At 58.3% G+C, this 693-nt stretch carries 1 pseudogene; it reads right to left on the reverse strand.

Annotation, left to right across the window (positions count from 1 at the left end):
• Positions 1-189: 189 nt before the first annotated feature.
• Positions 190-566: pseudogene (locus WS68_RS27855) on the reverse strand (transposase); the annotation flags it as partial.
• Between the last annotated feature and the right edge of the window lie 127 nt (positions 567-693).

The following is a 693-nucleotide window of genomic DNA, read 5'->3' on the forward strand; positions in this document are numbered from 1 at the left end:
GGTGGACTCCTTGCTGTTCGCGGCGCGCATTGCCGCTACGGGCTACGCCCTTCGCGCCAATGCGCGCCAGCATGAAAAACCAACCACTGTCAGATTTAGTCTAGTCCACCGCAGATGAAGCCCGCCCAGGTCGGAATGTAGGTTGCATCAGCAACCCACAGCTGATTCGGGCCGTCGGCAACGAACGCGCGATTCACCAGGTCCGGAGCAGGACGTTCGCACGGGGAAGCGCTCCTGGTTGGCCATCACGAGTTCGAAGACGGCGTGAAGATCTTCTCGCCCTTCACGGCAAACCAGGCCGTAGCCTTTCCCAGAATGTCGCGCTCCACACGAAGCTGCTTCACTTCACGGCGTAGCCGATGAAGCTCTTCTCGTTCGGCTGAGGTCAGGGGCGCCGCCGCCTTCGGCGCCGACGCATCTCCCCGATTCTGTTTGACCCAGGACTGGATCGACGTCGACGTACATCCGAACTCCCGAGCGAGCTCTGATGGATTACGTCCAGCTTTCACCAATTCAACGATCTGTTGCCGAAACTCGGCCGGGTACGGCGGGTGGTGCTTCGTCATTTCTGACTCCTCGGTTCAAGTGGATAAAGTGTCCACCAAACCGGGGTAAGTGAATCGGCCCGGGTTTTTCGGAGACCTCAACCTTTGAGAGAATGGGGTCATGGAAACCTTAAAACCTGAAAGCAAT

Origin of the sequence: Burkholderia sp. TSV86 (assembly GCF_001522865.1) — a bacterium.
Lineage (GTDB): Bacteria > Pseudomonadota > Gammaproteobacteria > Burkholderiales > Burkholderiaceae > Burkholderia.